We start from the raw sequence: 26,368 nt of genomic DNA on the forward strand, positions 1-26,368 counted from the left end.
AAAGTACTATAATTCAAATGCCTTAATTTGATTTTAAGCTAAAAATAAACTGCGAAGAAGTTCACTTAAGTTTAAAAATCAAAGATTTTTTATTACCTGAAATTATTTTAAATATACAGAAGCATCTGTGCAAATCTGTGAAATCTGTGGGAAAATATTTACTAAACCACAAAAGTCACAAAAGCTTTCACCACTTAAGTTGATTTTAAGGTTAAAGATAAACTGCTGAGAGTTCACTTAAGTTTAAAAATCTTCGATTTTTATTTGATTTTGGTTGTGGGACATCTGTAGTCTGTGAAATCAATGGTTAAAAGGAGTTAGAAAAAATTTCAGCAATCAAAGGAATACTTTGTTCCAGCTGCTCTTCAGAAAGGGCTCCGTAGCTTAATCTGAAGCCGTTGACCTTATTTTGACTGTATTGTTTCGGATGGATTATTTTGATATTCTTCTCCAATAGAAGAGTGGTTACCCCATCCCAATCCAATTGAACTTTAGGAACAATCCAAAAGGCGAGCCCACCTTCAGGCAGTGTGAAATCTGCAATAGCTGCCATATGCTTTTTTAGCAGCTCATAAACGAAATCTCTTTTATGTCTGTAATAAATGGTTGCTTTTCTGATATGCTTTTTTACCGCACCTTCTCTGATCAGCTGGAGAACAGCCTGTTCCATGATGACATCTCCGTGCACATCAATAATTTTTCTCAGAGCGCCGATTTTTTTCAGTAATTCCTGGTTTTTAGTGGCCAGATAACCAATCCTCAAAGCTGGGGCTACCACTTTACTCAGCGTTCCGATATAAACATAATGCTGTAGCTCCGCAAAACTTGAAACAGGAAGGATGGGGCGGTACCCGAAATGAAACTCATTGTCATAATCATCCTCAATGATGGTTATATTATACTGATTTGAAAGCTCAATTAATTTTAATCTTCTGGAAAGGCTTAAAGTGACAGTTGTAGGATATTGCCTGTGAGGCGTAATATAAATGGCTTTAATATTCTGATGTTTTGTCAGAAGCATTTCAACAGCTTCAATACTGATTCCTTCATGATCTACAGGTACGGGTAACAGTTCGGCACCGGCATATTCAAAAGCATGCCATGCAGGCTGATATCCCGGATCTTCTACAATAACACGGTCGCCGGAAGTTAAAAGAGTTTGAGCTGTCAGAAACATGCCCATCTGGCTGCCTCGGGTAACAGAAATTTCATTTTCCTGAATATGCATTCCACGCTGATGATTCAGCATCTGAGAAATCATTTTACGGAATTCAACATCGCCATGTTCATTTCCATAACCCATCATCTGCCACTTGGCCTTAATGCTGAAAATTTGTCTGTAAGCTCTTGCCAGCTCTGTTACAGGTGCAATCTTACTGTCAGGATGCCCGTCATCATAATTGATTAGCATCCCGTTGGAAATCATCTGCTGATTCAAAGAATCCTGTATTCTACCTGTTTTTTTCTCATGTAAAGCAGGAAGATTTTCTGATACAAAAATTCCCTTCCGTTCTTTGGAAATCACCCATTCTTCATTAATAAGAACCTGATAAGCTTCCACAACGGTATTCCTGTTAATCTTTAAAGTCTGCGCCAGATTCCGGCTACCAGGCAGAGCATCACCGGGTTTCAGTCTTCCTGAACGGATGTCAGTGATAATGGTATCGGCAATCTGCAGATAAACGGCTTTATCAAGCTTTTTATCAATTTCTAATTCTAATTTCCAAGGTCGCAGCATCTGGACTATCTGTTTATGTAAAAACTGAATCATTTAAACAGTCCAAATATAAAATAATTTTGTCATGCAATAAAGCACAAAACCTTAATAATTTTAAATTATGGACAAGAAACAATTCAGTTCCAAAGACTTTCACGAAACTTTTGCAAGACCAAAGTATGTAAAGCCTGGCCATTTGATTCATAAAAATGTAGAAAACGCGGGTGAGCACAATCAGTTTTCAACAGAAAGGAAACATCCGGTTTTCTTTGTGGATCTTCCCAGCAAGAATGTCAGCATGACGATCGGCGGACTTCTTCCCGGCCAGCAGACCAACAGACATCGCCATACGTATGAAACCGTATTATTTGTCATTGAGGGAAAAGGCTGGACAGAAGTAGAAGATGAAAGGGTACATTGGGAAGCAGGAGATGCGGTATATATTCCTTCCTGGGCATGGCATAAACATCAGAACCTTAGTGATACCGAGCCTGCCAAATATATTGCCTGCGAAAATGCTCCTCAGCTGCAGAACCTGGGAGTCGCATTGAGAGAAGAGGAAGGCAGAGACCTTTAAGGCAAAAGGTTAAAATTATTTTCAATTTTTAAATCAGTAAAACATGAAAAATGTTCCATTCAAAGGGATTATTGCCTATCCCATAACACCTTTTGACAAAAATGAGAAAGTAGATATTCCTCTTTTCAGACATCTGGTAGAAAGGCTGGTCACTTCCGGAAGCCACGGCATTGCGCCATTAGGAAGTACAGGGGTAATGCCTTATCTGTCTGATGAAGAAAAAGAAGAAGTTACAGAAGCTACTTTGCAGCAGGTAAAAGGAAGAATTCCAACGCTTGTAGGGGTTTCCAATCTTACAACAGAAAAAACGGTTCACCATGCGCAGTTTGCTGAAAAAGCAGGAGCGGATGCAGTGATGATTATCCCCATGAGCTACTGGAAGCTTACTGACGATGAAATTGTTTCCCATTATGATGCTGTCGCCAATAAGATTTCTATCCCGATTATGGCCTACAATAATCCGGCAACAAGCGGGGTGGATATGTCACCGGCCCTGTTGAAAAGGCTGCTTGAAATTCCTAATGTAACAATGATTAAGGAAAGTACCGGAGATATTCAGAGGATGCATTATCTGAGAAAAGCATTAGGTGAAGAAGTTGCATTCTATAACGGCTCAAATCCTTTGGCCCTGGCCGCATTTTCTGCCGGAGCAAGAGGTTGGTGTACAGCAGCTCCCAATCTTATCCCGGAACTGAATATCAGTCTTTATAATGCAGTGGAAGAAGGAAATCTTGAAAAAGCAAAAGAAATTTTCTATCAGCAGTTTGACCTTTTAAAATTTATTGTCAGCAAAGGGTTGCCGAGAGCGGTGAAGTCAGGGTTGAATATTCTCGGGGAAGATGGGGGGAATTTACGAAGCCCTCTGAAACCACTACACGAAAAGGAAACGGAAGAATTAAAAAATATAATGAAAACACTTATTAATTAATACAATCTTATGAAAAAATCCATTTTTTATCATGCAGGATGCCCGGTCTGCATCAGCGCAGAGCATGATATCATTACTCTTATAGGTTTGGAAAATGTTGAAATCATCCATTTGGGAAATGATAAAAACAAAATTGAAGAGGCTGAACATGCAGGGGTAAAGTCTGTACCGGCTTTAGTAACGCCGAACGGTAATGTCCTTCATATTAATTTTGGAGCCTCTATGGAAGAGGTGAAAAATTAACATTATTAATCTTGTATAAACGGCTCAATTTCTTGAGCCGTTTTTGTTTTCCCGCAATACATCTGTGATAGAGTTCATTGCTACCCAAACTTTCTAAATCGTTGCATTCCCTTCTACACCGTCAGAATTATTGGTTTTATTCCCGGTAATTGCAGCGGCAACAAAACTGAAAAGGCTCACCAGTTTTCCTGCTTTGGTGTCCCAGTAATAGGTTTCTTTAGGTTCTACGCGGATAATGGTTACATTGGGATCATCCTTCCCATCAAACCACGCTTTAGCCAAAGGAGACCATTTATCTTCTATGGTTGCTTTGTCCTTATAAACCGAAGCTTCTCCATATACCGAAAGGTACTGGGAATCACCATTATTCATAAAAAACAGCTGTACTCTGCGGTCTTCTTTGATTTCAAAATTCTTATTGCTGGTTCCACTGCTGATAAACCACAGATTTCCGCTGTCGTCTGTTTCCTGAAGGGTCATGGGTCGTGAATTGACAGGAATGGTTTCCAATTCGGTACAGAACATACATATTCTGGCATTTTCCGACAGTTCTTTGATCTTTTTGATCGCTTCAAGATGGGTAAGATTTTGTGTTGACATATTAAATATTTTAAGTGATTGGTATTGATTTTATTCAGGAATGGGAGATAATTTCATTAAGTCTTTCAAATACCTGACCAAAAGAAAATAAAATGTGGTACCTTAGATTGATTTCTTTCAAAAATTCATAGGTATTTGCCGGAATTTAAAAAACAGTTCTTTTTCTGCCGGCAAGTTTGATGTACATTTGATGCATGCAGATTCCGCCTCCTAAACATTTAGCTGCTTTTATCAGGCATTACATTTTCTTGGAGAATTCTGAAAAAACAGTCAGAAGTCTAAGGCTGTTTACTGATGGCAGCTCAGGGCTTATTCTATCCGGAGATATGAGTCTGTATTCCGGTATTTCCGGCGATAGGATGCCGCTTTCCTTTTTTTACGGCGTTTTAAACGGATATAAAGATTTTTATTCCAGGGACAGATTTTTCCTTATTGCTGTTGTATTTCAGCCTTATTTTTTGAATATTATTTTAAATACTTCCGCCAGAGAGATTTCTAATCAGATTGTTTCCGTGGAAGATGTGCTGAAGAACAAACTGCAAAGTTTTCAGGAACAACTTTTTAATAAAATAAACCCTTTGCATATTATCAATGATCTGAATGTGTTTTTTACTCACTTTCTTTCTGAAAGGATGAATACAGATCATCAAATTATTGCCGCTTCACAACAATATATTCTTCAGAACAAAGGTTTGGTATCATCCAAAGATCTGGAAAAATTCACAGGATATTCTGAACGCCATCTGGAAAGAAAATTTGAATATTATATGGGAATGTCTCCCAAAAAATACAGCAATATTATCAGGCTGCATTCCTTTTTGAGACTGATAAATAGAAGTGTTGATAATAAAAATATGACTCTACTTTCTTATGAAGCAGGATTTTCTGACCAGTCACATCTTATCAGAGAGTTTAAAAACAATACCGGGCTTACTCCAAAACAATATCTGAACACAGAAAATAAAATGGCAGTTAATTTCATTGAGTTGTAAAAAGCATGTCGGTTTTATACAATTTTTTAAAAGTGATAGCATCTAGCTTTGCTTAAAAAACAATGAATATTAAAATTTCAACCGCACAATTTGAAAATAAAAGTGGAGATAAAGCCTACAATCTCTCTGTCATCGAAAAACTGGCTCAGCAGGCTTCTGCTAAAGGATCTGATGTTATTGCATTTCATGAATGCTCCGTCACAGGTTATACATTTGCCCGAAAGCTTTCCAGAGAGCAGCTTATGGATATTGCAGAACGTATTCCGGAAGGCGAAAGTATCCGGAAATTACAGCAGATTGCAGCTCAGAATAACATTACGATATTGGCAGGTTTATTCGAAAAGGATGAATATGATAACCTTTTTAAAGCGTATGTATGTGTTGATAAAACCGGACTGAAGGCTAAATACAGAAAACTCCATCCTTTTATCAATCCTCATCTTAGGCCCGGTAATGAGTATTGTGTATTTGATATCATGGGCTGGAAATGCGGTATTCTCATCTGCTATGACAACAATATTATTGAAAACGTAAGGGCTACAAGGCTGCTTGGAGCAGAAATCATCTTTATGCCCCACGTAACGATGTGTACCCCTTCTACCAGGCCCGGAGCCGGTTTTGTAGATCCTCAGCTCTGGGAAAACAGAGAAGCAGATCCTACTTCCTTACGCATTGAGTTCGACGGGATGAAGGGTAGAGACTGGTTAATGAAATGGCTGCCGGCAAGAGCTTATGATAACGGAGCTTATATTGTTTTTTCAAATCCTGTAGGGATGGATGATGACCAGCTGAAAAACGGATGTTCCATGATGATAGACCCCTTCGGAGATGTGATTGCAGAATGCCGCTCGTGGGAAGACAGTTTTGCATCTGCAGTGATGATTCCCCGAAAGCTTATCCAGGCGGGAGGATACCGTTATATTAAAGCCCGAAAGCCTGAATTATACAGGGATATAATAGGGCAGGAGCATTCATCTGATCAGAAAGTAGCATGGCTGGATGATAAAACAGTTTAAAAATTCAATCCCTCTATATCTCTTAGAGGGATTGAATTGCTTTACTTGCTGATGGTTTTCTGGAGGTCACTCCAGGCACCGCCGTTGTAAACATGTTTAAAGCCTCTTTCTTTCAGTATATTTTCAGCTTTTACACTTCGCAGCCCGTGAGAACAGACCGTGATATATGTCTTCTCAGGGTCCAGCTCTGTATACCGTTCCCTGATGGTTCCCAGTGAAATATTGACAGAACCTTCAATATGTCCCGTTTTATATTCTTTTTCAGTTCTTACGTCCAGGATAACAGCTCCTTTTTTGAGCAATTGCGGAAGACCGTCATCTAAAGTCTGAAACCGGTACACTTTATACACTACATACAGTATAAAGGCCACTCCACAGATGATAATAAGACTCTTCATAGTTTGCTCAGAATTTTTTTGTCAATATAAAATGTTCCAAACGGAATGAAACAGGCAAGGATTACCTTCCATGTTATTTCTCTGAACTTCCAGTTCTGTTCTACGCCAACACTCAGCGTATTGAAAAGGAAGAGCAGGAATAATGTTCCGTGAACGGGGCCTAATAACCGCACAAATAAAGGATTTCCCATCCAATATTTTACAGGAACGGCAATGCATACCAGGCTCAGTAATGAAATGCCTTCCAGAATTGCCAGAATTCTTAAACGGCCGATTTTTGTTTTCAATAAGTCTATCATAATTTATCTGAAATAAGGTCTGTTTGCAAAAGGAGAAAAAGGCCACGGGACCGCAATAAAAATAATGACCAGTGCAATGGAGAACCAGATTCCCATGGTTTTGAACTTTTCTTTGTCAGAAAGCCTTCTTTTGGCCAGTGCGGAACCTATTGTGATAACAATAATGGCTGTAATCATCAATGAAATGTGGATCATCCCGAAAAACAGGTGTTCAAAAGATTCTTTTGCTTCATTAAAGTTTTTCCAGAAATATTGTATGACCGGACTTTTGAGATAGAATACCATTCCTATAATCAACTGTATATGAGCAATGGTAGCGGTCCAATGCCTTACTGAATTATCTGTTCCTGTAAATTTACGGTTTGAAAAATATCCTTTAAAAGCGCGAAAAATTGCATAGATCAAACTTATTAAAACCAGCCACCGGGTTTGGGAATGTAAAAAGGTAAGGGTCTGATACATCGTTTATTTTTTTGAACACAACAAAGGTATAATAAAAACATACTAAGTAGTATGTTTTTAATCAAAAAAATTATTGAAGTGTTTTAAAATACGATTTAAGTCCTTTTAAATAAGTGAGATACACTTCTTTTGAATGCTCAAGTTTACCAAGGTTTCTAACGCCCCAATAGCCTGAAATAACAAAAACACTGACTTCTTTTGCACTGACTTCTCTTTTAATGATACCAGATTCCTTCCCTTTTTGAATACTTTCTGCAAGAGCCAGCTCCCATTCTTTTGAAAGATCGTGCAAGGCCTGTGTAAACGCAGTATGCCATGGGGCCATTTGCTGTACGAAATTGGAGGTGGGACAGCCATACTCAACTTTCAGAAAATCATTTTCCATCAGAAGATGGTGCATGATATCATAGATGCTGTCCAAAGGATTTTTGCTGTTCTGAAGAGAATCGATAAAAGTTTTTCTGAAATTAGGTTTCATCAGATCGGTAATAATAGCAAGACCCATTTCATCTTTGGTTTTAAAATGATAATAAAAAGCTCCTTTGGTCACCTGAGTCGTTGCGATAATTTCATCAATGCTCGTGGTCTGAAAACCTTTTACATAGATCAATTCGAACGCTTTTTGGAGAATAGTAAGACGGGTTGCTTCTGATTTCTTCATTAAAACTTATGATTATTCTGCAAAGGAACAAATTTTAAGTGTAAAATAAAACTATCATTATTCTGATAGTTTGTTACAATTTAAATAATTTTTATAATACAATTATTCATCGGAAATTTGTCTCGTCAATATCAACAAAATACAAGACAATGAATTATCAAAAAGAAATACAGGTCAATACAGCATCACAAACTATTAAAAAAGGTTTGCCTGCGGCACTTTGGGCATTAACGATAAGTGCTTTTGGAATAGGAACAACTGAATTTGTAATTGTCGGATTGCTTCCTACAGTAGCTTCTGATCTCGGAATCAGCATTCCTTCAGCAGGATTATTAGTGAGCCTTTATGCGATAGGAGTAGCGATAGGAGCTCCGATATTAACGGCATTAACAGGAAAAGTTCCCCGTAAGATGCTATTAGTATCTATCATGCTGCTATTTGTTATCGGAAACGGATTGGCCTCTATAGCGCCCGGATTTATAACTTTAGTGCTGGCAAGAATACTTACAGGTTTTGCTCATGGGGTTTACTTTTCCATAGGCTCTACCATCGCGGCTTCTCTGGTGCCTGAAGAAAAGAGGGCTACTGCTATTTCCATTATGTTTGCCGGGCTCACACTGGCAATTGTAACGGGAGTTCCGCTGGGTACTTTCATAGGGCAGCATTTCGGATGGAGAGCAACTTTTATAGGCGTTTCCATCCTGGGAATCATTGGATTAGCGGCCAGCTTATTGCTGGTTCCCAACAACCTGAAAAACGGGAAATCAGCTTCTTTAAAAAGTCAGTTTAAAGTACTGGGAAACAGACGTTTGATTTTTGCGTTTTTAATGACAGCGATGGGATATGGAGGAACATTTGTAGTTTTTACTTATCTGTCACCAATTTTACAGAAAATCACAGGTTTTCAGGAATCAACAGTTACCTTCATCCTGCTGATCTACGGAATTGCTATTGCTTTGGGAAATCTTCTTGGTGGAAAGGTAGCGAATAAAAACCCTCTTAAAGCCCTTCTATGGATGTTTGCTGCTCAGGGATTGGTATTATTTGCGTTTTACTTTACGGTAAGCAGCCCTGTTTTAAGCATCATTACGCTTTTTCTTCTGGGAGCATTATCATTTGCGTCTGTTCCCGGATTGCAGCTGCTGGTAGTACAGATTGCAGAAAAGGAACTTCCCGGAACCGAGGATGTCGCTTCCGGGATCAATATTGCAGCATTTAATATTGGTATTGCCATCGGATCCTATGCAGGAGGGGTTATTGTAACATCATCTTTAGGATTGGCAAGCACACCATGGATCGGAGCATTATTTCTGGTGATTACAGTCCTGATCACACTGTACAGTATCCGTTTGAGTAAGAAAGGGTAAGATTTTACTATCTGATATATCATCTGTGTCAAGGTTTAAAAACTTGACACGGATATATTGTCAGAGATAAGCAGAAAATCAGATTTCATAAATCTCCGCATCTGTGAAGACAAAAAAGGTACTTTTCTTAGGCAGGTTTTTCGTATCCAGTCCGGTGAATTCACTGAAAGCCGGTAATAATAACTGGTTGCTGCTGAGAGCAAAGCAGGGGAGCCTGATATTCCTGACTGAAGAATTCAGTACAATTCCGGGATGAATATGTCCGGTAACCTGGAATCCCGCTCTTGTTGTATCAAAATCATGAATAAAAGTAATGCCTGCTATCTCGAGCAGTTCAGACTTATGATTGAAACATAATTTTTCTTCCAAAGCTTGTGATATCCGGTCATGATTTCCTTCAATAAGATAGAATTGTATTCCAGGATATCGGGATTTCCATATACAGAACTCATCTACATCAGAATTGTCTCCTGCATGAAGCAAATCTCCAACCACAACGAATTTTTCAGGTTGAAAAAACTCAATCAGCGCAGATAATCTTTCCAGATCGCTTTTCATAATATGGTTAGTCAGTGCAATGCCGTTTTTCCGGAAATGAGCAGTTTTCCCGATGTGAAGATCAGAAAGAACAAGCGCTTTTTCTTTTTCCCAGAATGCAGCACGCTGGTTGGTAAGGATAAAAATTTCGTTCTGAATAGAAATGCTTTTGGTAGCTATAAACACGCTGTATGGATTGAAAATTTAATGTTCAAAGGTAAGCTTTATTAATCGAATCAGCCTACTCTCCGGCTTACGTGAAATTTTTCATCAAAAACATACGTCAGGGGATATCCTGTGGCAATTTCTCTTTCCAGAATTTCTTCAGGAGAAAGGTGTTCCAGATACATGATCAGTGCACGGAGGCTATTCCCGTGAGCAACGATCAATACATTTTCACCCTGTTTTAATAACGGCCTTATCTGGCTTTCAAAATAAGGAATTACCCTGTTGTACGTATCTTTAAGGCTTTCGCCACCCGGAGGAACCACATCATATGATCTGCGCCATATATGAACCTGTTCATCACCATACTTAAGTGCTGTTTCTGCTTTGTTTAACCCTTCAAGATTTCCATAAGAACGCTCGTTCAGAGCTTTATCTTTTACAACTGGGATATTGGGATTTCCTATTTCATTCAGAATGATGGAGAGGGTATGCTGTGCCCTGATGAGGGCAGAAGTGAAAGCGATATCTATTCTTTCTCCTTTTAAAGCAAGTCCTGCTTTTTTTGCTTCTTCAATACCGGCTTCTGTTATATCGATATCTTTCCAGCCTGTAAACCTGTTTTCAAGGTTCCAGAGTGACTGTCCGTGACGGACCAAGAACAATTTTTCCATTATTTACATTGATTTAAACTTCTGAGAAGCTATACTCTAAGTTACGGTGATTATTTAAAATTATCAATAAAATTAACACAGAATATTAGGCTATGAATAAGATTAAAAAGACAGGAAAATGTATTAAATATATTTATGAAATATCACTTATATTGGAGAGTTTCAGCATCCTTTTAATTCTTGCATCCAACCCTTCACTGGAAAGGGTCTGCCTCAGGCTATCCACTTTAATCGGAAAGCTGAGCGGAGTGAAGGAACGGGAATGTTTTAAAATAATTTCAGACTTTTCAATTCTTTTAAAAGCTTCTACAAGACGTTGTTCCTGGAGCTGCATATTAAAGACTTCAGTATAGGCCTGCTTTATTAAAAAATGACCGGCATCATGGTCTTCCAGCACTTTAAAAATTAATCCGGCAGAGCTTTGCAGTGATTTATTGGAACGCTGCTGTCCTGCATAATTTTGAATTACCATTCCTGATATTACGGCAATATCCCGGAATTTTCGTCTGGCCATTTCGGCAGAATTGATACTGGCAATCACATCATTCATCAGATTATCACGGGTTAGGAACTGTTGCAGATTTTCTCCGTTAAGCGGAATTTCCTTATCACTGAATAACTCAAATCCATAATCATTCATTGCCATTGAAAAGGAAATAGGCGCCAGCTTTGAGATGCGGTAAGCAATTAATGCGGCCATTACTTCATGTACCAGCCGCCCTTCAAAAGGATACATAAATAAATGGTATCCTTCACGGTTTTTAATCATTTCCACCAGGAATTCATCTTCTTTGGGAATGTGGGAGTTTTTTTCCTGATTAATCAATAAAGAATGAAGAAATTTAAGTTCCTTTTCTGATGCTTTAGGACTTAAGGCATGGGAAAGTTTTTCTCTTAAAAAATGTCCCAGATTGGAACTTAAAGGAAGTCTTCCACCCAGATAGCTTGGTACCAGGGCTTTTCCTTTGGCAGCTCTTACATACACCGTCATATCTTTGATCATGGCGACTTCCAGCGTTCTCCCTGCAAGAATAAATTTTTCCTCTTTTTTAAGTTTTGAAATAAAATATTCTTCAATCATCCCAATGTAACCTCCTGATATAAATTTCACTTTCAGCATGGCATCGCTTACAATCACTCCCATATTCATCCTGTGAAGCATGGCGATTTTTCTTGAAGTTACTTTATAAAGCCCGTCTTCCATAATGACAACCTTATGGAATTCCTCATAGCTTTTTAAAACACTTCCGCCGATGGTAAGGAATTCCAGGATACTTTTCCATTCCTCATCCAGTATTTCCTGAAATGCATATACTTTTCTGATTCTTTCGTAAAGTTCATCAGGATAAAAACCGTCTCCTACAGCCAGCGTCATCAGAAACTGAACCAATACATCGAAGCAAAGAACCTGGGGTTCCCTGGGCTCAACAACTTTCTGTTTTACCGCTTCTTTTAATGCTGAAACTTCAATCAGCTCCAGAGAGTGCGTAGGAACACAATATATCTTTGAGGTTTCAAAAGGGGAGTGTCCGCTGCGTCCGGCTCTCTGCAGAAACCGCGCAACTCCTTTGGCAGATCCTACCTGAATAACGGTGTCGACAGGCTTAAAATCAATCCCAAGATCCAGGGAGGATGTAGAAACCACGGCTTTTAATTTTCCGGAACTTAAGTTTTCCTCAATCCAGATTCTCAGGTGTGCATCAATGGAACTGTGATGGATGGCGATCTGGCCGGCAAAATCAGGATACGCATCCAAAAGAAGCTGATACCACATTTCACTCTGGCTTCTCGTATTGGTAAAAACAATTGTGGATTTTGACTCCAGAATAATAGGAACGACTTTATCTGCAAGCTTGTTTCCCAGATGTCCCGCCCATGGCAATATTTCAATTTCGTCCGGGAAAACAGGCAGAATATCTATTTTCTTATGTTCTTTGGCCGTAATCTTTGTCTTTTTAATATCATAAGGAATAAGCACTTCCATGGCTTCGTCCAGATTCCCGATAGTGGCGGTAATTCCCCAGATCTTAACCTTAGGAACATATTTTCTGAGCTGGGAAATGGCAAGTTCTACCATGACACCGCGCTTTGAACCGAGTAATTCATGCCATTCATCCACAGCCACACATTTCATATCCCTGAAAAAAGCTTCATTATTTTTCTGAGCCAGAAGCAAGTGAAGACTTTCAGGAGTTACAACAAGAATTTCAGGCATTTTTTTTACCTGCTGCTGTCTCACTTTAGGATCAGTATCTCCGTTTCTTACACCTACGGCCCAATCCAGCCCTATTTCATCAATAGCTTCCTGCATCGCCTTCGCAATGTCTTTGGAAAGGGAACGGAGAGGCGTTATCCAGATCATTTTTAACCCTTTTTTGTATTGTTCGGGATGATTCAGGAAGTCTGAAACCATTGCTAAAAAAATAGAAAAAGTTTTCCCGAACCCGGTAGGAGCAACTACCATTCCGCTGTATCCGTTTCCGAATTTTTTCCAGGTTTCAAGCTGGAATTTAAAAGGGGCAATATCTTTATCGGTCATCCATTGCTGAATGATCTTAAATCCGTCTGTATGTTCGAAAGCTGCCAATTTTAATCTGATTTGGTTTTAATGCAAAAGATGCTGAGAGCTGGTATGAAATTATTGCTGGGCAAAGTTACTCTGCGAATCATTGCTAATGAATTAAAATACTTTACAATATTATTGTATTAACTTTTTTATTTCTTCAAGAGTGTCTATTTCATCTACTGTTTTATCTTTCCGCCATCTTACAATCCTCGGGAAACGGAGCGCCACACCGCTTTTATGGCGGTTGCTGAAACCAATTCCCTCAAAAGCAATTTCGAAGACCAGCTCTGCTTTTACCGTTCTTACAGGACCGAATTTCTCAATAGCATTTTTGGTTACAAAGCGGCTTACTTCCATAATTTCTTTATCTGTAAGTCCGGAATAAGCTTTGGCTATGGTTACTAAAGCATCACCATTTTTCACGGCAAAAGTATAATCAGTATAGTAAGCACTTCGTCTGCCGCTTCCTTTCTGGGCATAAATAAGCACTGCATCAATGGTAAACGGATTGATTTTCCACTTCCACCAGTCACCTTTTTTCCGGCCGGAATGGTAAGGAGAATTTTTCTGCTTCAACATCAATCCTTCACTGTTTACTTCCCGTGAATTTTCTCTGAGGGTATTCAGTTCTTCCCATTTTTCAAACTCCAGACTTTTGGAAATGCTGATGTTCTGAGGACTTTCATTCAATAACAGTTCTTCAAGCAAAGCTCGTCTTGCAGAGATCGGTTTCTCTCTCAGATCATTACCTTCAAGCTCCAGCAGGTCATAGGCAAAAACTTCTATCGGGATTTCCGACAGCATTTTTTTAGTTAAAGTTTTTCTGTTTAATCTTTTTTGTAATTCATTAAAATTTAAAACCTTACCGTCTTTTACTGCCAATATTTCTCCGTCTAGTACAAAATTGCCTTTCATTTCCTGTACAACTTCTCTGATTTCCGGAAATTGTTCTGTCACAAGTTCTTCACCCCTTGACCAGATGAAGACTTCATCGTTTCTCCGTATGATCTGTCCGCGTATTCCGTCCCATTTATATTCTACCAGCCATTCATCAGGGCTTCCAAGTTCTTCAGGTCCTTTTTCCAAAGGATAGGCAAGGCAGAAAGGATAAGGTTTTGAATTATCAGGATTAACATTTTCTGCATCAATAAGTTCTTTGAAAGACACTTCATCCGGCAGCCATTTTCCCATCAGGCTGTGCATCAAAGCACTGGATTCCTGACCGGAAAATCTGGTCAGCGCATTGATTAATGTTTTATCTGATACTCCGATACGGAAGCTTCCGCCAATTAATTTATTGAAAATCAAACGCTCAGTATAATCCAGACCATTCCATGACTGCAGTACAAATTCTTTTTTCTCTGTATCTGTTTTGTTTTTTAAATTAACAATATCATTCATCCATTCTGATAAAGAACGTTCTATTTTTTCCTGCGGAGGAGGCAGTATTAATGATAAAGTTTCCCCAAGATCTCCTACAGAAGAATAAGATTCCTGAAACAGCCAGTAGGGAAGCTGCGTAATCTCCAGTGCCCATTCTTTCATGTAATTGGTATTCACATTTCTCTTGGGTCTTTTTCCGGTAAACAAGGCAATAAACCACACTTTATCCTCATCGGGAGCGCGTTCCAGATAATCAATGATAGCATCAATTTTAGCATTGGTCTTATTGGTGGTTTCCAACGCGTTGATAAGTTCTGCAAAGTGTCTCATGATTCCGGGGTTTGAAGGGTTTCTTTTTCGGATTCTTCTTCGTCATCTCCAAACAATGTTTCCACAACATCTGATTTGACTCCGATCTCATTCAGGTATTTTGAAAAGACTTCTGTCTGCCCGTGGGTAACATGTACAAGCTCGGCTTCGGTGGCTTTTACAGTCTGTAATAATCCTTTCCAGTCAGCATGGTCGCTCATGGCAAATCCTGCGTCTGCGCTCCGCCATCTTCTGGCCCCGCGCACCTGCATCCACCCAGAGCATATGGCCGTAGCAGGATCAGGAATCTTTTTGATGATATTACTGTCCAGTAGGGCAGGTGGTACAATGACAATTTCATGCTGCACTTCCTTGGGACGTTCCCTGAAATCTGCAATCGTGTAATCCGGAAGATCAATTCCCACAGTTTCAAAGGCTTCATTCAGTTTTCCGATGGAATAGTGAACATATATTTTCCCCAGTTCTTCCACCGCCTTCATAATACGCTGGGCTTTCCCAAGAGAATACCCGATGAAGACTGACGTTTTGTTGTTTTCTTTATTTTTCAGTACCCAGTTCTGAAGTTTTTTATTTAAATCCAAAACTTCAAGCCAGTTGTAAATGGGTAGGCCAAAAGTACTTTCCGTCACAAATTCATTACATTTTACCAGCTCGAAAGGGGTGCTGAGTCCATCATTCTGCACTTTATAATCCCCCGAAATTACGGTTACATATCCTTTATGTTCAAGTCTTATCTGAGCAGACCCGATAATATGTCCGGCAGGATGAAGGGAAAGCTTTACCCCATTGATGGTAACAACCTCTCCGTATTCTACGCTCCGGCATTCGATATCTGTTCCGATTCTCTGATGAAGAATAGGTTTTGTGAAATGATGGCACAGGTATTTTTTCATTCCCCAGCGGGCATGATCAGCATGGCCATGGGTAATGACCGCCATATCTACCGGCCGCCAGGGGTCTATATAAAATTTTCCCTGCGGACAGTAAATTCCTTTTTTTGTAAATGTGATTAATTTCAATGGTGTGACTGGTTTTGTAGAATAACTTCAAAAACTTAACCAATTTACAACAAACTGTTTATTTTTAATTATTGAAAGTATGAAAAGAGCTTAAAAAAAAGCTGCTTCGGTTCGAAACAGCCTGTTATTTTATTTTTCATTAAGAACTTCACTTACATAATCAATCCATTGATAATCAGGGATTGTTCGGTCTATGTAATAATCCGGCTGAATCCCTTTTCCATCAATGGCCATTTCCGGAATGCGGAAACTTTTAGAAAGAGAATATCCTAATTTAAATTCGTTACAGGGTGAATTAATAAAATACATATTGGAAATATCAAGAACTCCCGCTGTCGTTGTCCCGAAAAGCTTCACTTTTTTGCTCTGCTTGGCAGCCAGTAAAAACTCTTCGGCAGTACTGCCATTACCATCATTGATGATAATTCCCACATTTTCAGGATAAGGCGAAATTTTGTCAAGCTTGTTGATTCCTACTATATTTCCGTCGTCCTGAAGGCTGACAAACTTGCCTAAGTTCCTGGTGAGTTTATCATAGGCCTTCTTCAGATATTCTCTTTCTTGCTCCGGTATTCCATATTTCTGGTAATTCTCATACAGATCCAGCATTCGCTGATTATTCAGTTTTGTAGAATAAAACTGTGTCCTGATACTTCTGATAGGATTGGTATAGAGATAGGGGATAATTTTATCAAAACTGCTGTCACTGCCGCCGCCATTATTTCTGATGTCAATAATCAGATTTTCTGTACTTTCAATTTTAGATTGATTGGCTGCCATAACGCTGTCTATATCTTTTTTTAAAGCACCGTTGAAAGAAGGAATTCTTAAAAGCAGTGTAGTTTTATTAAGCACTTTCAGGAAAGGCTTTTGTGCGTTTATTGTTTCAAAGTACGTTTCAACGCCTTCTTCTTTTCCAAATTGGGGCGAAATTCTTTTCAGGGTAAACTCACCCAATCCAAGATAATTTTTTCCAATGAACCTTATATTGTTTATTTCCTGGGCAGATTTGTTTCTCAAATAAAAGGTTCCTGTGGTTTTATCAGCTTTAATAACCAGTTTCAGTTCATAAGGTTTCCAGTTTTCTGCTCCGGATGTAATAATAAAACCCTTATAACTGTCGCCAAATTTCTTGATTCCTATCGTGTAAGGCCCGGTTCCCCAGATCCCTTCAATTTCCGAATCTTTCTTAGTCAGAACTTCATTTTTAAATTTTTCAAGATCAACTTTTACCATTTCTGTTTTTAAATTTTCAACAGCTGCAGGTGGATTTTGCTGACTGGCATTGTCAATTTTTGAGATTGAAAAATGGCCGGATCTGAAGAATTTAAGCCAGTCATAAATGATTTGCTGGCATTCAGTATCTGATTTTACATTTTTGATTTTGTTCAGAAATTCATTGCTATGAGCCTGATAAGCAGGAATTCCCTTTTGATCAATCACATATTGATAGCCGGCATCATTTTCCTCAAATGTCTTTTTTACCCACTGATAATTACTTTCACAATTACAATTCTGAGCAAAGCTGAAAGAAGAAGAGATAAAAATTAAAAGAACCGTTTTAATTTTAAGCATATACTGGTTTTAGTTTTATATTACAAATCTAACGATAAATATATTTTTTTATGATGTGAAAGTGGACTTATTTAGAAAATTATTCATCCTCTGATCGTTTTTTTTCTGAACTTTCCAGCAATATAAAAATGAACTTTCAGGCAACATTATCCTTGTGGGAATCTTTGAAATTTGTACCATCATTTAAAAAGAATACAATGAGTAAAACAATTTTAATTACAGGGGCAGCAAGTGGTTTCGGAAAGATTGCTGCTTTTGATCTTGCTAAAAAAGGACATAAGGTAATTGCCACTGCGCAGGTTTATCCTCAGATGAGTGATTTAATCCGCGAAGCTAAGGAACACGGGATTGATCTTACAGTGGATAAGCTGGATGTAACCAGCCAAAGAGATATTGATTATATCCTGAAAAAGTATGAAATAGATATCTTAATCAGTAACGCAGGAATTATGGAAGGCGGTCCAATTGCTGAACAGCCGGTAGATATTATCCGTGCTATGTTTGAAGTGAATGTGTTTGGTGCATTGAATCTTGCGCAGGGCTTCATCAGAAAGTTTGTTGAAAAGAAGAGTGGTAAGATTGTTTTTACTTCCTCAATGGGAGGGTTGTGGACCGTTCCTTACGTTGCAGCTTATTGTTCTTCCAAACATGCGCTGGAATCTATTGCTGAAGGGTTAAGAACCGAACTCGCTCCGTTTAATATTAAAATTGCAACCTGCAATCCGGGTGTATTCGGAACTGGATTTAATGACAGGGGTGTAGACTCTATCTTCCATTGGTATGATCCTAAAATTAATTTTACACCGGAATCTGCATTTGACGGTGCTGCTGAATCGTTAGCACATCAACTTGATCCGCAGTCTATGGCTGAAGTGATTGTAAATGTAGCTTTAGATGACCATTGTAATTTCAGAAATGTCCATCCGAAAGAAACTGAGGATTTTGTAAAACAGCTTCAGGCGGAAGCGTGGAACACAAAGAGCTAATCCTATGGAAATGAATTATGAACTTGCTGAAAAGGCTTTAAATGCAGCAAAGGAAAGGGCATTATCTATGAATATTCCTGTAAGTATTGCTGTGATGGATGCCGGAGGTCATCTTGTTGCATTGGCAAGACTGGACAGTGTCTGCGGAGTGATGGATTTTGCTGTTAAAAAAGCAAAAACGGCAGTGATGTTTGGAGTGAACAGTGATATATTAGGAGAAATTATCTCTGAAACAGGCATTCATGGTTATGGAATGCTGAACTCAAATGAGGGACTTCTGACAATTGCAGGGGGTGTTGTCATAAAAAGTACAGCCGGAAAGATTATTGGTGCCATAGGCTCTTCAGGTGGAACTCCGGAACAGGATAAGGAAATAGCAGAAGCAGGAGTGCAGGCTATAGCTTAAATTTCAGATATTTGTATCATGGAAAATACTACTGAGATCATATTTGACAAACTGGTTTATTCATGTGCTTTTGAATCTTACAAAGGTCATGAAGAATTCATCCCTGATTATTTTCTGGGGTTTCAGATCTCAGGGGAAACACATGCTTTTCATGAACACGGAAAAACAGTGATTAAAGAAAATACAGTAGTTCTGGTCAGGAAAAACCAGCTGATCAGAACGGTCAAATATCCTTCAGCCACGGAAAAATATCAGTTTATATCCATTACACTTGACGATGAAACATTGAGACAATATGCTGCTGAAAACAAAATAACGGTACACACCGGATTTCCGGGGGATCAGCGGTTATTTTTTGAACCTGATGATTTTTTTAATAGCTATTTTACTTCTCTTATTCCCTATATCAATAAGACTAAAGAGATACCTCCAAAACTGGCCATTTTAAAAGTAAAGGAAGCTATAGAGCTACTTTTACTGAGTAATCCTGATTTTAAAAACCTTCTTTTTGATTTCTCAGAACCTTATAAGATTGATCTTGAAGAATTTATGAACAGAAATTTTATGTTCAATGTATCGGTAAATGCTTTTGCAAAGCTTACAGGCCGTAGTCTTTCAGGATTTAAGAGAGATTTCAGTAAAACATTTCAGATGACGCCCAAACAATGGCTGAAAGAAAAAAGATTGAAGGAAGCTTATTATTTAATAAAAAACAGGGATAAAAAACCTTCGGATATTTATCTTGATCTGGGTTTTGAGAATTTATCGCACTTTTATTCTTCGTTCAAAAAGAAATTCGGGATGACCACTACTGAAATTTAATATAGTCCGCTAAAAAAACACAAACTCGAGCATAAGTATAGCTGCTGATAAAAAGAACAAAGGCACAGGAACTAAATCTTGTGTCTTTGCATTTTTAACAGCTTTGAAATTTAAATACAGCATCAATACGCAATCAACAGTTGCCAGCACTCTATTTTTCAAAATCATAAAGATTGATGCCCGTTTCTTCGTTTTTAATTTTTACCACTCTGGTATTCAATGGATAGAAAATAAATTCTGCGGCTCCCTGAATTTTTGCTTCTAAAAGGTGTCCTGCCAAAGCGGTGTAATCTTCTCTACCCAGCGTAATATGAAGGTGAAGCGTCAATTTTCCTTCTATTTCCGAAACATTTCCGGAAATATTGGTGACTTCCATCTGTTCTTTAAAAGCTTTATCCACATATTTTTTAGTAGCCGGATTAAAGAAACGGAGTGTTGCTTCACTCACCGCTCCAATTCCTGTTACTTCTCCCGCCTGAATTTTCTGGTCCCGGATAAAATCCGTTAAAACCTCTACAATATTGGAATGATTGTCAATACTTACGATATAAATATGACCTGTTTTTCTTGCAGACCAATGTTTTCCTTTATAATTGATGATCTCCATATTATTCTATTGTTTTTAAATAATTGATGATTCCTATCACGTCATCCTGACCAAATCCTTTATCATGTGCATTTTGATAGGTTTTAATCAATGCTCCGGATAAAGGGAAATCAGCCCCGGCATTTTTAGCCAGAAGAATGTCTTTGAGCATAAGATCAAGAGCAAATGCCGGGGTGTACTCGTCCGCAATCAACAGAGGTGTTTTTACCTTTGTTGCACCGCTTCCGCTGGCACTTTCATTGATTATCTCAAGCATATCGGACCGTTCAATACCTAATTTCCCGGACAGCAATACAGTTTCCGCCAGCCCCTGATAAATGGCAGACAGAAAATAATTGATGGATAGTTTTCCTGCGATTCCTTTTCCGTTTTCCCCCAAATGTTTTACAGATTTTCCCATTTTTAAAAGATAGGGCATGGCTCGCCTGATGTCTTTTTCTTCACCTCCTGCCATAATAATGAGGGTCCCTTCCTGTGCCGGTACGGTACTTCCTGCCACAGGAGCGTCAATAAAAGAAGCTTCCTTTATTTTCAGAGCGGCTGCAGTTTCTGTAGAGGTTTCGGGAGAGATCGTACTCATATCCACGAAGAGCTTCCCTTGAATATTTAAAGGAATAATTTCTTCATATACTGCTTTTACGGCACTGTCGTTGGTAAGCATCGTGAATACAATATCACTGTTTTGTACAAGGTCTTTAATTTGAGTGCAGACTGATGATTTTTCTTCAAAGTCTCTGGTTTTTTCAGAAGATCTGTTGTAAACGGATAACTGAAAGCCTGCTTTCTCAAGGTTTTTGGCCATAGGATGTCCCATATTTCCTAATCCGATGAATCCGATTTTTTCCATTGCCATATTTTATTTTTATTATTAATTAGATTGTATACAGTTTATCTCCTGAATGAAAAAGGAGTTACGTACAAATAAGTAAGTTGCAAATACGTTATTTTGCTGCAAAATGCCTACCAAATCATGGTCTTATAAAGTTAAGTTTTAATTATATTTTCAGTCATAAATTTTTTAAACCGGAGAAACTTTCAGAAATTTGCACAAAATAAGAGTTAATGAAGATTGTAGACATAGATAACTGGAACAGGAAAGAACATTTTGAATTTTTCTCTAATATGGCAAGTCCTTATTTCGGATTTACGACAGAAGTAGACTGTACAAAAGCATATGAGACAGCCAAAGAAAAAGGATATTCTTTTTTTGCCTACTATTTTCATAAGTCTATGGTGGCGATTAATACAGTTGATGAATTAAAACTCAGAATCGTTGACGGACAGGTTGTACAGTTTGATACGGTTCATGCCGGCAGCACAATCGGAAGACCGGATGGTACTTTTGGTTTTTCTTTTACTCATTATTCAGAAGATTTTGAAACGTTTAATGCAGCTTTGCAGGAGGAGATAAAAGGGGTTCACCAGACTTCGGGACTGAGACTAAGCAATGAAAGGCTGGGAAAAGATCATGTGAGACATACCACCATTCCCTGGAACTTTTTCAGTGCTATATTGCAGCCTACTGATTTTAATACGAAGGAATCAGTTCCTAAAGTTGCCTTTGGAAGATTTAATATCCGTGACGGCAGAAAATACCTTCCGGTTTCTGTTGAGGCGCACCACGGGTTGGCAGACGGGATTCATATTGCCAGATACCTGGAAGAATTTCAAAGACAGCTTGATCAGTAGGAGTGAGCAGAACACTGTCAGACAAAATATAGTAAAAGCCGGATTATTCCAGCTTTTACTTTAATAATAGATCTTCCGGCGTTCTATTTTTACCATCTGATCCTTTTCCATTTGTTTTATGGTTCTTATCACTGTTTCTACCCGTAATCCGGTAAGTGAAGCAAGCTGCTGCCGTGTAAGCGGAACCTGGAAAGAGTAAGGTGTTTTTTCCTCATGGTAGCTTTTCAGGTAGTCCATAAGCAATTTCAGCTTGGATACAGGATTCTGAAAAGAAAGATTATACAGCATGATATATTTATAATACATCCTTTCCGCGAGGCATTCATAAACGCTTAATGAAATTTCGGGATTATTCCGGATCAGATCAAGGAAATTCTGTCTTGGCATTCTGAATACACTTGAATTTTCCATTGCAACGGCATTCATAGGGTATGGTCTGTCTACAAACAACAGGGATTCTCCAAAGCTTTGACCGTCTGAGAATATATTCTGGATAAATTCTTTTCCGTCTTCCGTATAATTATTGAGTTTAACTTTACCTTTTTCAATCTGGTAATAATACATTGGAGACTCTTCTTCCCGGAAAATAATATCTTCTGCCTTGTAATCTTTAATTTCGGCTCCAAATGAAATTAATAAACTTTCAATGATCATATTCTATTTCAATATTTTAAATAAACATTTGTACTATTCTTGTATAAAAACTTTCTTAAAATAAAGGAACATGGATTTTATTTATTTTCTGAAGAACGTGGTACCATTCATATACCACACATACTTGCTTTTTTTGAAGAAATTCTTTTGCAGGTTATTGATTGAGATCATAAAAAGTTATACTGCCAATCTGCTACATTTACAGCCTGTCAGAAAGTACCCTTGCAAATAGTGGGAAACGGGCTGATAAAAGCTATTATGATATTTACTGAAAAAAATAACGTGGTATCTATGTGGTACGCGGTTTTAATAAAATTTTAATCATTTTTTCTTTCTTTGCCAATGTAAAAATGATATAAAATTCACATGTATGATTTTTTAACATATTTATTCAATAATTACAACCTATACACTATGAAACATTACATTATATTAATTAAAAACAATAAAATTTTAAACATATAAAAACTATCCTGTTTCCAATATTAATCAGCAAAACACAGATATCAGAGAAAAAAAAGACTTTGTACTGATGCGCAAGAGATGCCGTATCTGAAATAAGTAGAGATGAGAAAGTATTATGAAAAATAGAAACCCTGAACCGAATATAGAGGATTTGAATCAGAAAATTCTTGTACAAGACGAAATTATGGCACTTGCCAAAGCAAATTCTCCCCGTTTGCTGAATAAATTCAGACTTGTCTATCCTGATTTTTTTAAAAAGTTATCAGCTATACAGCCTTCGTTAAAAAACTCTGAACTGATCTTTTGTATCTATCTTAAGCTCAATATGACCACCAAGGAAATTGCAACCTGTATTTTTGTAACGCCCAAAGCCATACAAAACAGGAAAAACAGGATAAGAAAAAAGCTCAATATTCCTTCGGAATTTGATATCTACAAATGGTTTAATGAAATTTAAACCATTTTTTTATTTAAAATTCTATAACGGTTTTATCCAGGTCATGATACAAAAGAACTTTCCAATGGTTTTCCTGTGCTTCTTTTTCCCATTTAAGCCTTAATTCCATTGCTTTCCTGCCATCAAAATCGCTTTTATAAGCCAGATGATACTTCAGATAGGAAGCCTGTGGAAGATCATCGGCGCCATAGAACACCGTTTCCTCATTTTCTCTGATCCAGAATACCTGCATAAACGGAGTATGTCCGCCCGCCACTTCATATGAAATCTCATCTGTAATCTGTCCTTTATCCTGATTCATCCAGATGATATCAGGCAGTTGAATCAATTTTTCCAGCATATCAAAATTAAAGGAAGGATTACCCTTATTTTCCATAGCAAAATCCAGCTCACGTTTTTGTATATACATCTGAGCATTGGGAAAAGTTGCCTCAAAGCCGTTATCCGTAAGTGTCACTGCTCCTTCGATATGATCTTTGTGAAGATGGGAAAATAATAATTTAGTGATCTGGCCGGGATGAATATTTTCCCTTTCCAGAATTTCGGAAATTACAGTTGTCCCGGACTTGTTTTTCCAGCCAATGCCTGCATCCAGAAGAATATAATCATTTTCAGTAATGATGAGAAAAGGCTGTACAGACATTTTAATTCCTCCAACCTGTTCAAAGTTTTCATCGGTTAAAAGTGTAAAATCCTTGGTTTTGCTTGCCGAAAAATTGCCTTCTTTAAGTGGAATGATTTTCATGCTGCAAATTTCTTTAATATTTCCAATATGTAAAAGGTTTTTCATCGATATACATCATCAATAAAAACAATGATCCGGCAGTTTATTGAAATCATTTTACTTACAGCAGTTCCTGCCTTATTTTATAAAAATGTAAAAATGTAAACCGGGGAATTTCTTTTTTTAATGATTATCTTTGAACTCTTAAAAATCTGGCGATATCAACGGTCAGATGGTTTTCATTTCAAATAAAAATTTATACGTAATGCAGGAGAGTTCTACCCATGGTATTTCCCGGACGGTTATCTGGCTTATGGCTATTATTTCCGGACTTGTAGTTGCCAATAATTATTATAATCAGCCGCTGTTAGCCCTCATTTCAGAAGAGCTTCAGATTCCTGAGAGTTCAGCGAGTAAAATTTCTGTACTTACTCAGATCGGTTATGCATTGGGATTATTACTGATTGTGCCGTTAGGAGATAAGTTTTTTCGTAAAAAATTGATTTTAATTGATTTATTTCTTGTTTTCGGATCACTTTTATGGATGACTTTTGCCACTCAGCTATGGATGCTGTATGCCTCCAGTCTGCTGATTGGTGCAACGTCTGTTATTCCGCAGCTTTTTGTGCCTATTGCTGCAGAACTTTCATCAGATAAAGAAAAATCGGGCAATATCGGGCTGGTAATGTCAGGATTGCTGCTGGGAATTCTTTTATCCCGTTTTGTCGGAGGAATTGTTGGCGAAGTATGGGGCTGGAGAGCTATGTTCGGTATCGCGGCAGGATTAATGATCCTGGTTTGGCTGGCTGTGTATAAAATGCTGCCTGAGTTATCTCCGAACTTTAAGGGGACTTATAAAGAACTGATGCGTTCTGTTGCCCATCTTGCGAAAACCCAGCCGGTTCTTCAGCTGGCATCTTTCCGTGGGGCAATGGCCTTCGGATCCATGTGTGCTTTGTTTACCACATTGGTTTTCCATATGGAGAAACCGCCTTTCAACGCAGGTTCTTCTGTAGTGGGAAGTTTTGGACTGGCCGGCGCGGTAGGAGCTTTGGCAGCTGCAAAGGTAGGGAAACTGCAAAAATACCTTGATATTAACCGGATTATATTGTATTCCCTGCTGATTGTTATTGGGAGCTGGGGATTCACCTACTTTGCAGGAAAAACCTACTGGGGACTTATTGTCGGGGTAATTCTTGTTGATCTGGGAGTACAGTCCAGTCATATTATGAACCAGACCAATTATTTTTTACTTAAATCCAATGCCGTAAACAGGCTGAATACAGTTTATATGGTATCTTATTTTATTGGCGGATCACTGGGAACCTGGCTGGCTTCTATTGCATGGCAGAAAGCTCAATGGGGTGGTGTATGCTTCGTAGGAACTACATTTGGAGTATTGGCTCTGATCGCCCATATTCTGTTTTCAAAAAGAGTAAATAAAGCAAACGCAGAGATGTAAATTTTTATATTTCGGATTTGTTTAAGGAGCGGGATTTTATCAAAGATAAAATCCCGCTCCTTTTATTTTCAAGTCTATTCAGATTCAAAATCCGCAGAATTTATTATGCTTCGGTTGTTTCCTGTGCCTGCATCATTTCCCTGTGTTTTCCTCCCCATTCATCAAGCAGTTTCCATATAGGAATCAGTTCCCGGGCAATATCAGTAAGCTCGTAATCTACTCTTGGGGGAACTTCTGCATGAACAGTTCTTTTTACCAAGCTTTCTTTCTCCAACTCTCTCAGCTGCAGGGTAAGCATTCTTTCCGTGATTCCTGAAATAGAGTTTCTAAGCTCGCTGAAACGTAATTTTTCATCTTTTAGTTTGTTTAAAATAATCAGTTTCCACCGGCCTCCGATTTTGCATACAGCATAGCTCAAATCACATCCCTGTATATATTGTCTGTTGATATTATTCGTCGAATTTTCTTTTAGCTTTCCCATTACTTACAAATTTGTTAGTACCATACATTTAGCTGTATACAATGCAAATGTAAGGTTTGAGATTTAATTTTACACACAGAAAGCAGAAAATATGCGGCAGTAAGGA

Annotated in this window: 29 protein-coding genes; 12 read left to right on the plus strand and 17 right to left on the minus strand. The window is 38.2% G+C overall.

All coding sequences use genetic code 11. The features are described from left to right. Positions 1 to 307: 307 nt before the first annotated feature. On the minus strand, positions 308 to 1,738 hold the full coding sequence (pdxR, locus tag ACR1PO_RS17865; RefSeq protein WP_433987643.1) for a MocR-like pyridoxine biosynthesis transcription factor PdxR: 1,431 nt from the start codon (positions 1,736 to 1,738) through the stop codon (positions 308 to 310). Between the two features lie 100 nt (positions 1,739 to 1,838). On the opposite strand from pdxR, the gene ACR1PO_RS17870 reads away from it, so the two are divergent. Genes ACR1PO_RS17870 through ACR1PO_RS17880 form a run of 3 tightly spaced genes read left to right on the plus strand, consistent with a single transcriptional unit; the run spans position 1,839 to position 3,465 of the window. Then, the gene (locus tag ACR1PO_RS17870; protein WP_332386837.1) at positions 1,839 to 2,294 is read left to right on the plus strand and encodes a cupin domain-containing protein; all 456 of its coding nucleotides are present in this window, start codon (positions 1,839 to 1,841) and stop codon (positions 2,292 to 2,294) included. 43 nt (positions 2,295 to 2,337) lie between these two features. Further along, a complete protein-coding gene (locus ACR1PO_RS17875; RefSeq protein WP_433987644.1) occupies positions 2,338 to 3,222 on the plus strand; it encodes a dihydrodipicolinate synthase family protein in 885 nt (294 codons plus the stop codon). Between the two features lie 9 nt (positions 3,223 to 3,231). Next, positions 3,232 to 3,465 carry a thioredoxin domain-containing protein gene (locus ACR1PO_RS17880; RefSeq protein ID WP_332386835.1) on the plus strand — a complete coding sequence of 78 codons (234 nt, stop codon included), beginning with the start codon at positions 3,232 to 3,234 and terminating at the stop codon, positions 3,463 to 3,465. Between the two features lie 93 nt (positions 3,466 to 3,558). On the opposite strand, the gene ACR1PO_RS17885 is transcribed toward ACR1PO_RS17880, so the two are convergent. Continuing rightward, a complete protein-coding gene (locus ACR1PO_RS17885) occupies positions 3,559 to 4,065 on the minus strand; it encodes a pyridoxamine 5'-phosphate oxidase family protein (protein WP_332386834.1) in 507 nt (168 codons plus the stop codon). Between the two features lie 194 nt (positions 4,066 to 4,259). Between ACR1PO_RS17885 and ACR1PO_RS17890 the strand changes: the two genes are divergently transcribed. Further along, positions 4,260 to 5,057: a helix-turn-helix domain-containing protein gene (locus ACR1PO_RS17890; protein ID WP_433987645.1), complete on the plus strand. Its 798-nt coding sequence runs from the start codon at positions 4,260 to 4,262 to the stop codon at positions 5,055 to 5,057. A gap of 62 nt (positions 5,058 to 5,119) precedes the next feature. Continuing rightward, positions 5,120 to 6,073 (plus strand): nitrilase family protein, encoded by a 954-nt coding sequence (locus ACR1PO_RS17895; RefSeq protein WP_433987646.1) that lies wholly within the window; start codon positions 5,120 to 5,122, stop codon positions 6,071 to 6,073. Positions 6,074 to 6,114: 41 nt separating this feature from the next. Here the strand turns inward: ACR1PO_RS17895 and ACR1PO_RS17900 are convergent, their stop codons facing one another. From ACR1PO_RS17900 to ACR1PO_RS17915, 4 genes are all read right to left on the minus strand, one after another. Next, positions 6,115 to 6,471 (minus strand): rhodanese-like domain-containing protein, encoded by a 357-nt coding sequence (locus ACR1PO_RS17900; RefSeq protein ID WP_433987647.1) that lies wholly within the window; start codon positions 6,469 to 6,471, stop codon positions 6,115 to 6,117. Beyond that, positions 6,468 to 6,770 carry a DUF3817 domain-containing protein gene (locus ACR1PO_RS17905; protein WP_115960890.1) on the minus strand — a complete coding sequence of 101 codons (303 nt, stop codon included), beginning with the start codon at positions 6,768 to 6,770 and terminating at the stop codon, positions 6,468 to 6,470. The genes ACR1PO_RS17900 and ACR1PO_RS17905 overlap by 4 nt, the downstream gene beginning before the upstream one ends. 3 nt (positions 6,771 to 6,773) lie before the next feature. Then, complete coding sequence (locus tag ACR1PO_RS17910) at positions 6,774 to 7,232, minus strand: hypothetical protein (protein WP_433987648.1); 459 nt, start codon at positions 7,230 to 7,232, stop codon at positions 6,774 to 6,776. A gap of 70 nt (positions 7,233 to 7,302) precedes the next feature. After that, positions 7,303 to 7,893, minus strand: a complete 591-nt coding sequence (locus ACR1PO_RS17915) for a TetR/AcrR family transcriptional regulator (RefSeq protein WP_433987649.1) — start codon at positions 7,891 to 7,893, stop codon at positions 7,303 to 7,305. A gap of 149 nt (positions 7,894 to 8,042) precedes the next feature. Here ACR1PO_RS17915 and ACR1PO_RS17920 point away from each other — a divergent pair, with 149 nt between their 5' ends. Then, positions 8,043 to 9,260: an MFS transporter gene (locus ACR1PO_RS17920; protein WP_332386827.1), complete on the plus strand. Its 1,218-nt coding sequence runs from the start codon at positions 8,043 to 8,045 to the stop codon at positions 9,258 to 9,260. A 78-nt stretch (positions 9,261 to 9,338) separates the two neighbouring features. On the opposite strand, the gene pdeM is transcribed toward ACR1PO_RS17920, so the two are convergent. The 6 genes from pdeM to ACR1PO_RS17950 form a co-directional block, all read right to left on the minus strand. Beyond that, positions 9,339 to 9,983, minus strand: a complete 645-nt coding sequence (gene pdeM, locus ACR1PO_RS17925) for a ligase-associated DNA damage response endonuclease PdeM (RefSeq protein WP_433987650.1) — start codon at positions 9,981 to 9,983, stop codon at positions 9,339 to 9,341. 50 nt (positions 9,984 to 10,033) lie between these two features. Further along, positions 10,034 to 10,636, minus strand: coding sequence for a 2,3-bisphosphoglycerate-dependent phosphoglycerate mutase (locus tag ACR1PO_RS17930; protein ID WP_332386825.1), 603 nt, complete (start codon positions 10,634 to 10,636; stop codon positions 10,034 to 10,036). 133 nt (positions 10,637 to 10,769) lie between these two features. Beyond that, positions 10,770 to 13,223 (minus strand): ligase-associated DNA damage response DEXH box helicase, encoded by a 2,454-nt coding sequence (locus ACR1PO_RS17935; RefSeq protein WP_433987651.1) that lies wholly within the window; start codon positions 13,221 to 13,223, stop codon positions 10,770 to 10,772. 111 nt (positions 13,224 to 13,334) lie between these two features. Next, positions 13,335 to 14,915, minus strand: a complete 1,581-nt coding sequence (locus tag ACR1PO_RS17940) for an ATP-dependent DNA ligase (RefSeq protein WP_433987652.1) — start codon at positions 14,913 to 14,915, stop codon at positions 13,335 to 13,337. Continuing rightward, entirely contained in the window at positions 14,912 to 15,934 is a 1,023-nt protein-coding gene (locus ACR1PO_RS17945; protein WP_433987653.1) for a ligase-associated DNA damage response exonuclease, read from the minus strand. The genes ACR1PO_RS17940 and ACR1PO_RS17945 overlap by 4 nt, the downstream gene beginning before the upstream one ends. Before the next feature lie 129 nt (positions 15,935 to 16,063). Further along, complete coding sequence (locus tag ACR1PO_RS17950; protein ID WP_332386822.1) at positions 16,064 to 17,509, minus strand: S41 family peptidase; 1,446 nt, start codon at positions 17,507 to 17,509, stop codon at positions 16,064 to 16,066. Between the two features lie 197 nt (positions 17,510 to 17,706). Here ACR1PO_RS17950 and ACR1PO_RS17955 point away from each other — a divergent pair, with 197 nt between their 5' ends. The 3 genes from ACR1PO_RS17955 to ACR1PO_RS17965 are packed head-to-tail and all read left to right on the plus strand — an operon-like array spanning position 17,707 to position 19,723. Continuing rightward, complete coding sequence (locus ACR1PO_RS17955) at positions 17,707 to 18,495, plus strand: SDR family oxidoreductase (RefSeq protein ID WP_332386821.1); 789 nt, start codon at positions 17,707 to 17,709, stop codon at positions 18,493 to 18,495. Positions 18,496 to 18,505: 10 nt separating this feature from the next. After that, the gene (locus ACR1PO_RS17960) at positions 18,506 to 18,901 is read left to right on the plus strand and encodes a GlcG/HbpS family heme-binding protein (RefSeq protein WP_332386820.1); all 396 of its coding nucleotides are present in this window, start codon (positions 18,506 to 18,508) and stop codon (positions 18,899 to 18,901) included. Positions 18,902 to 18,919: 18 nt separating this feature from the next. After that, positions 18,920 to 19,723 carry a helix-turn-helix domain-containing protein gene (locus ACR1PO_RS17965; RefSeq protein WP_332386819.1) on the plus strand — a complete coding sequence of 268 codons (804 nt, stop codon included), beginning with the start codon at positions 18,920 to 18,922 and terminating at the stop codon, positions 19,721 to 19,723. A gap of 151 nt (positions 19,724 to 19,874) precedes the next feature. Here ACR1PO_RS17965 and ACR1PO_RS17970 read toward each other — a convergent pair whose 3' ends face one another. Together ACR1PO_RS17970 and ACR1PO_RS17975 are read right to left on the minus strand one after the other, a co-directional pair. Next, positions 19,875 to 20,330: a PPC domain-containing DNA-binding protein gene (locus ACR1PO_RS17970; protein WP_332386818.1), complete on the minus strand. Its 456-nt coding sequence runs from the start codon at positions 20,328 to 20,330 to the stop codon at positions 19,875 to 19,877. 1 nt (position 20,331) lies between these two features. After that, complete coding sequence (locus ACR1PO_RS17975) at positions 20,332 to 21,177, minus strand: NAD(P)-dependent oxidoreductase (protein ID WP_433987654.1); 846 nt, start codon at positions 21,175 to 21,177, stop codon at positions 20,332 to 20,334. A 215-nt stretch (positions 21,178 to 21,392) separates the two neighbouring features. Here ACR1PO_RS17975 and ACR1PO_RS17980 point away from each other — a divergent pair, with 215 nt between their 5' ends. Continuing rightward, complete coding sequence (locus tag ACR1PO_RS17980) at positions 21,393 to 22,019, plus strand: CatA-like O-acetyltransferase (protein WP_433987655.1); 627 nt, start codon at positions 21,393 to 21,395, stop codon at positions 22,017 to 22,019. A 60-nt stretch (positions 22,020 to 22,079) separates the two neighbouring features. Here the strand turns inward: ACR1PO_RS17980 and ACR1PO_RS17985 are convergent, their stop codons facing one another. Continuing rightward, complete coding sequence (locus tag ACR1PO_RS17985) at positions 22,080 to 22,673, minus strand: Crp/Fnr family transcriptional regulator (protein ID WP_332386813.1); 594 nt, start codon at positions 22,671 to 22,673, stop codon at positions 22,080 to 22,082. Between the two features lie 580 nt (positions 22,674 to 23,253). Between ACR1PO_RS17985 and ACR1PO_RS17990 the strand changes: the two genes are divergently transcribed. After that, positions 23,254 to 23,595, plus strand: a complete 342-nt coding sequence (locus ACR1PO_RS17990; protein ID WP_433987656.1) for a helix-turn-helix transcriptional regulator — start codon at positions 23,254 to 23,256, stop codon at positions 23,593 to 23,595. Between the two features lie 13 nt (positions 23,596 to 23,608). On the opposite strand, the gene ACR1PO_RS17995 is transcribed toward ACR1PO_RS17990, so the two are convergent. Continuing rightward, complete coding sequence (locus ACR1PO_RS17995; RefSeq protein ID WP_332386811.1) at positions 23,609 to 24,340, minus strand: MBL fold metallo-hydrolase; 732 nt, start codon at positions 24,338 to 24,340, stop codon at positions 23,609 to 23,611. Positions 24,341 to 24,584: 244 nt separating this feature from the next. On the opposite strand from ACR1PO_RS17995, the gene ACR1PO_RS18000 reads away from it, so the two are divergent. Beyond that, entirely contained in the window at positions 24,585 to 25,781 is a 1,197-nt protein-coding gene (locus ACR1PO_RS18000) for an MFS transporter (protein WP_332386810.1), read from the plus strand. Between the two features lie 103 nt (positions 25,782 to 25,884). Here the strand turns inward: ACR1PO_RS18000 and ACR1PO_RS18005 are convergent, their stop codons facing one another. After that, positions 25,885 to 26,262 (minus strand): winged helix-turn-helix transcriptional regulator, encoded by a 378-nt coding sequence (locus ACR1PO_RS18005; RefSeq protein ID WP_332386809.1) that lies wholly within the window; start codon positions 26,260 to 26,262, stop codon positions 25,885 to 25,887. Between the last annotated feature and the right edge of the window lie 106 nt (positions 26,263 to 26,368).

This window comes from Chryseobacterium amylolyticum (genome assembly GCF_051011775.1).
Classification (GTDB): domain Bacteria; phylum Bacteroidota; class Bacteroidia; order Flavobacteriales; family Weeksellaceae; genus Chryseobacterium.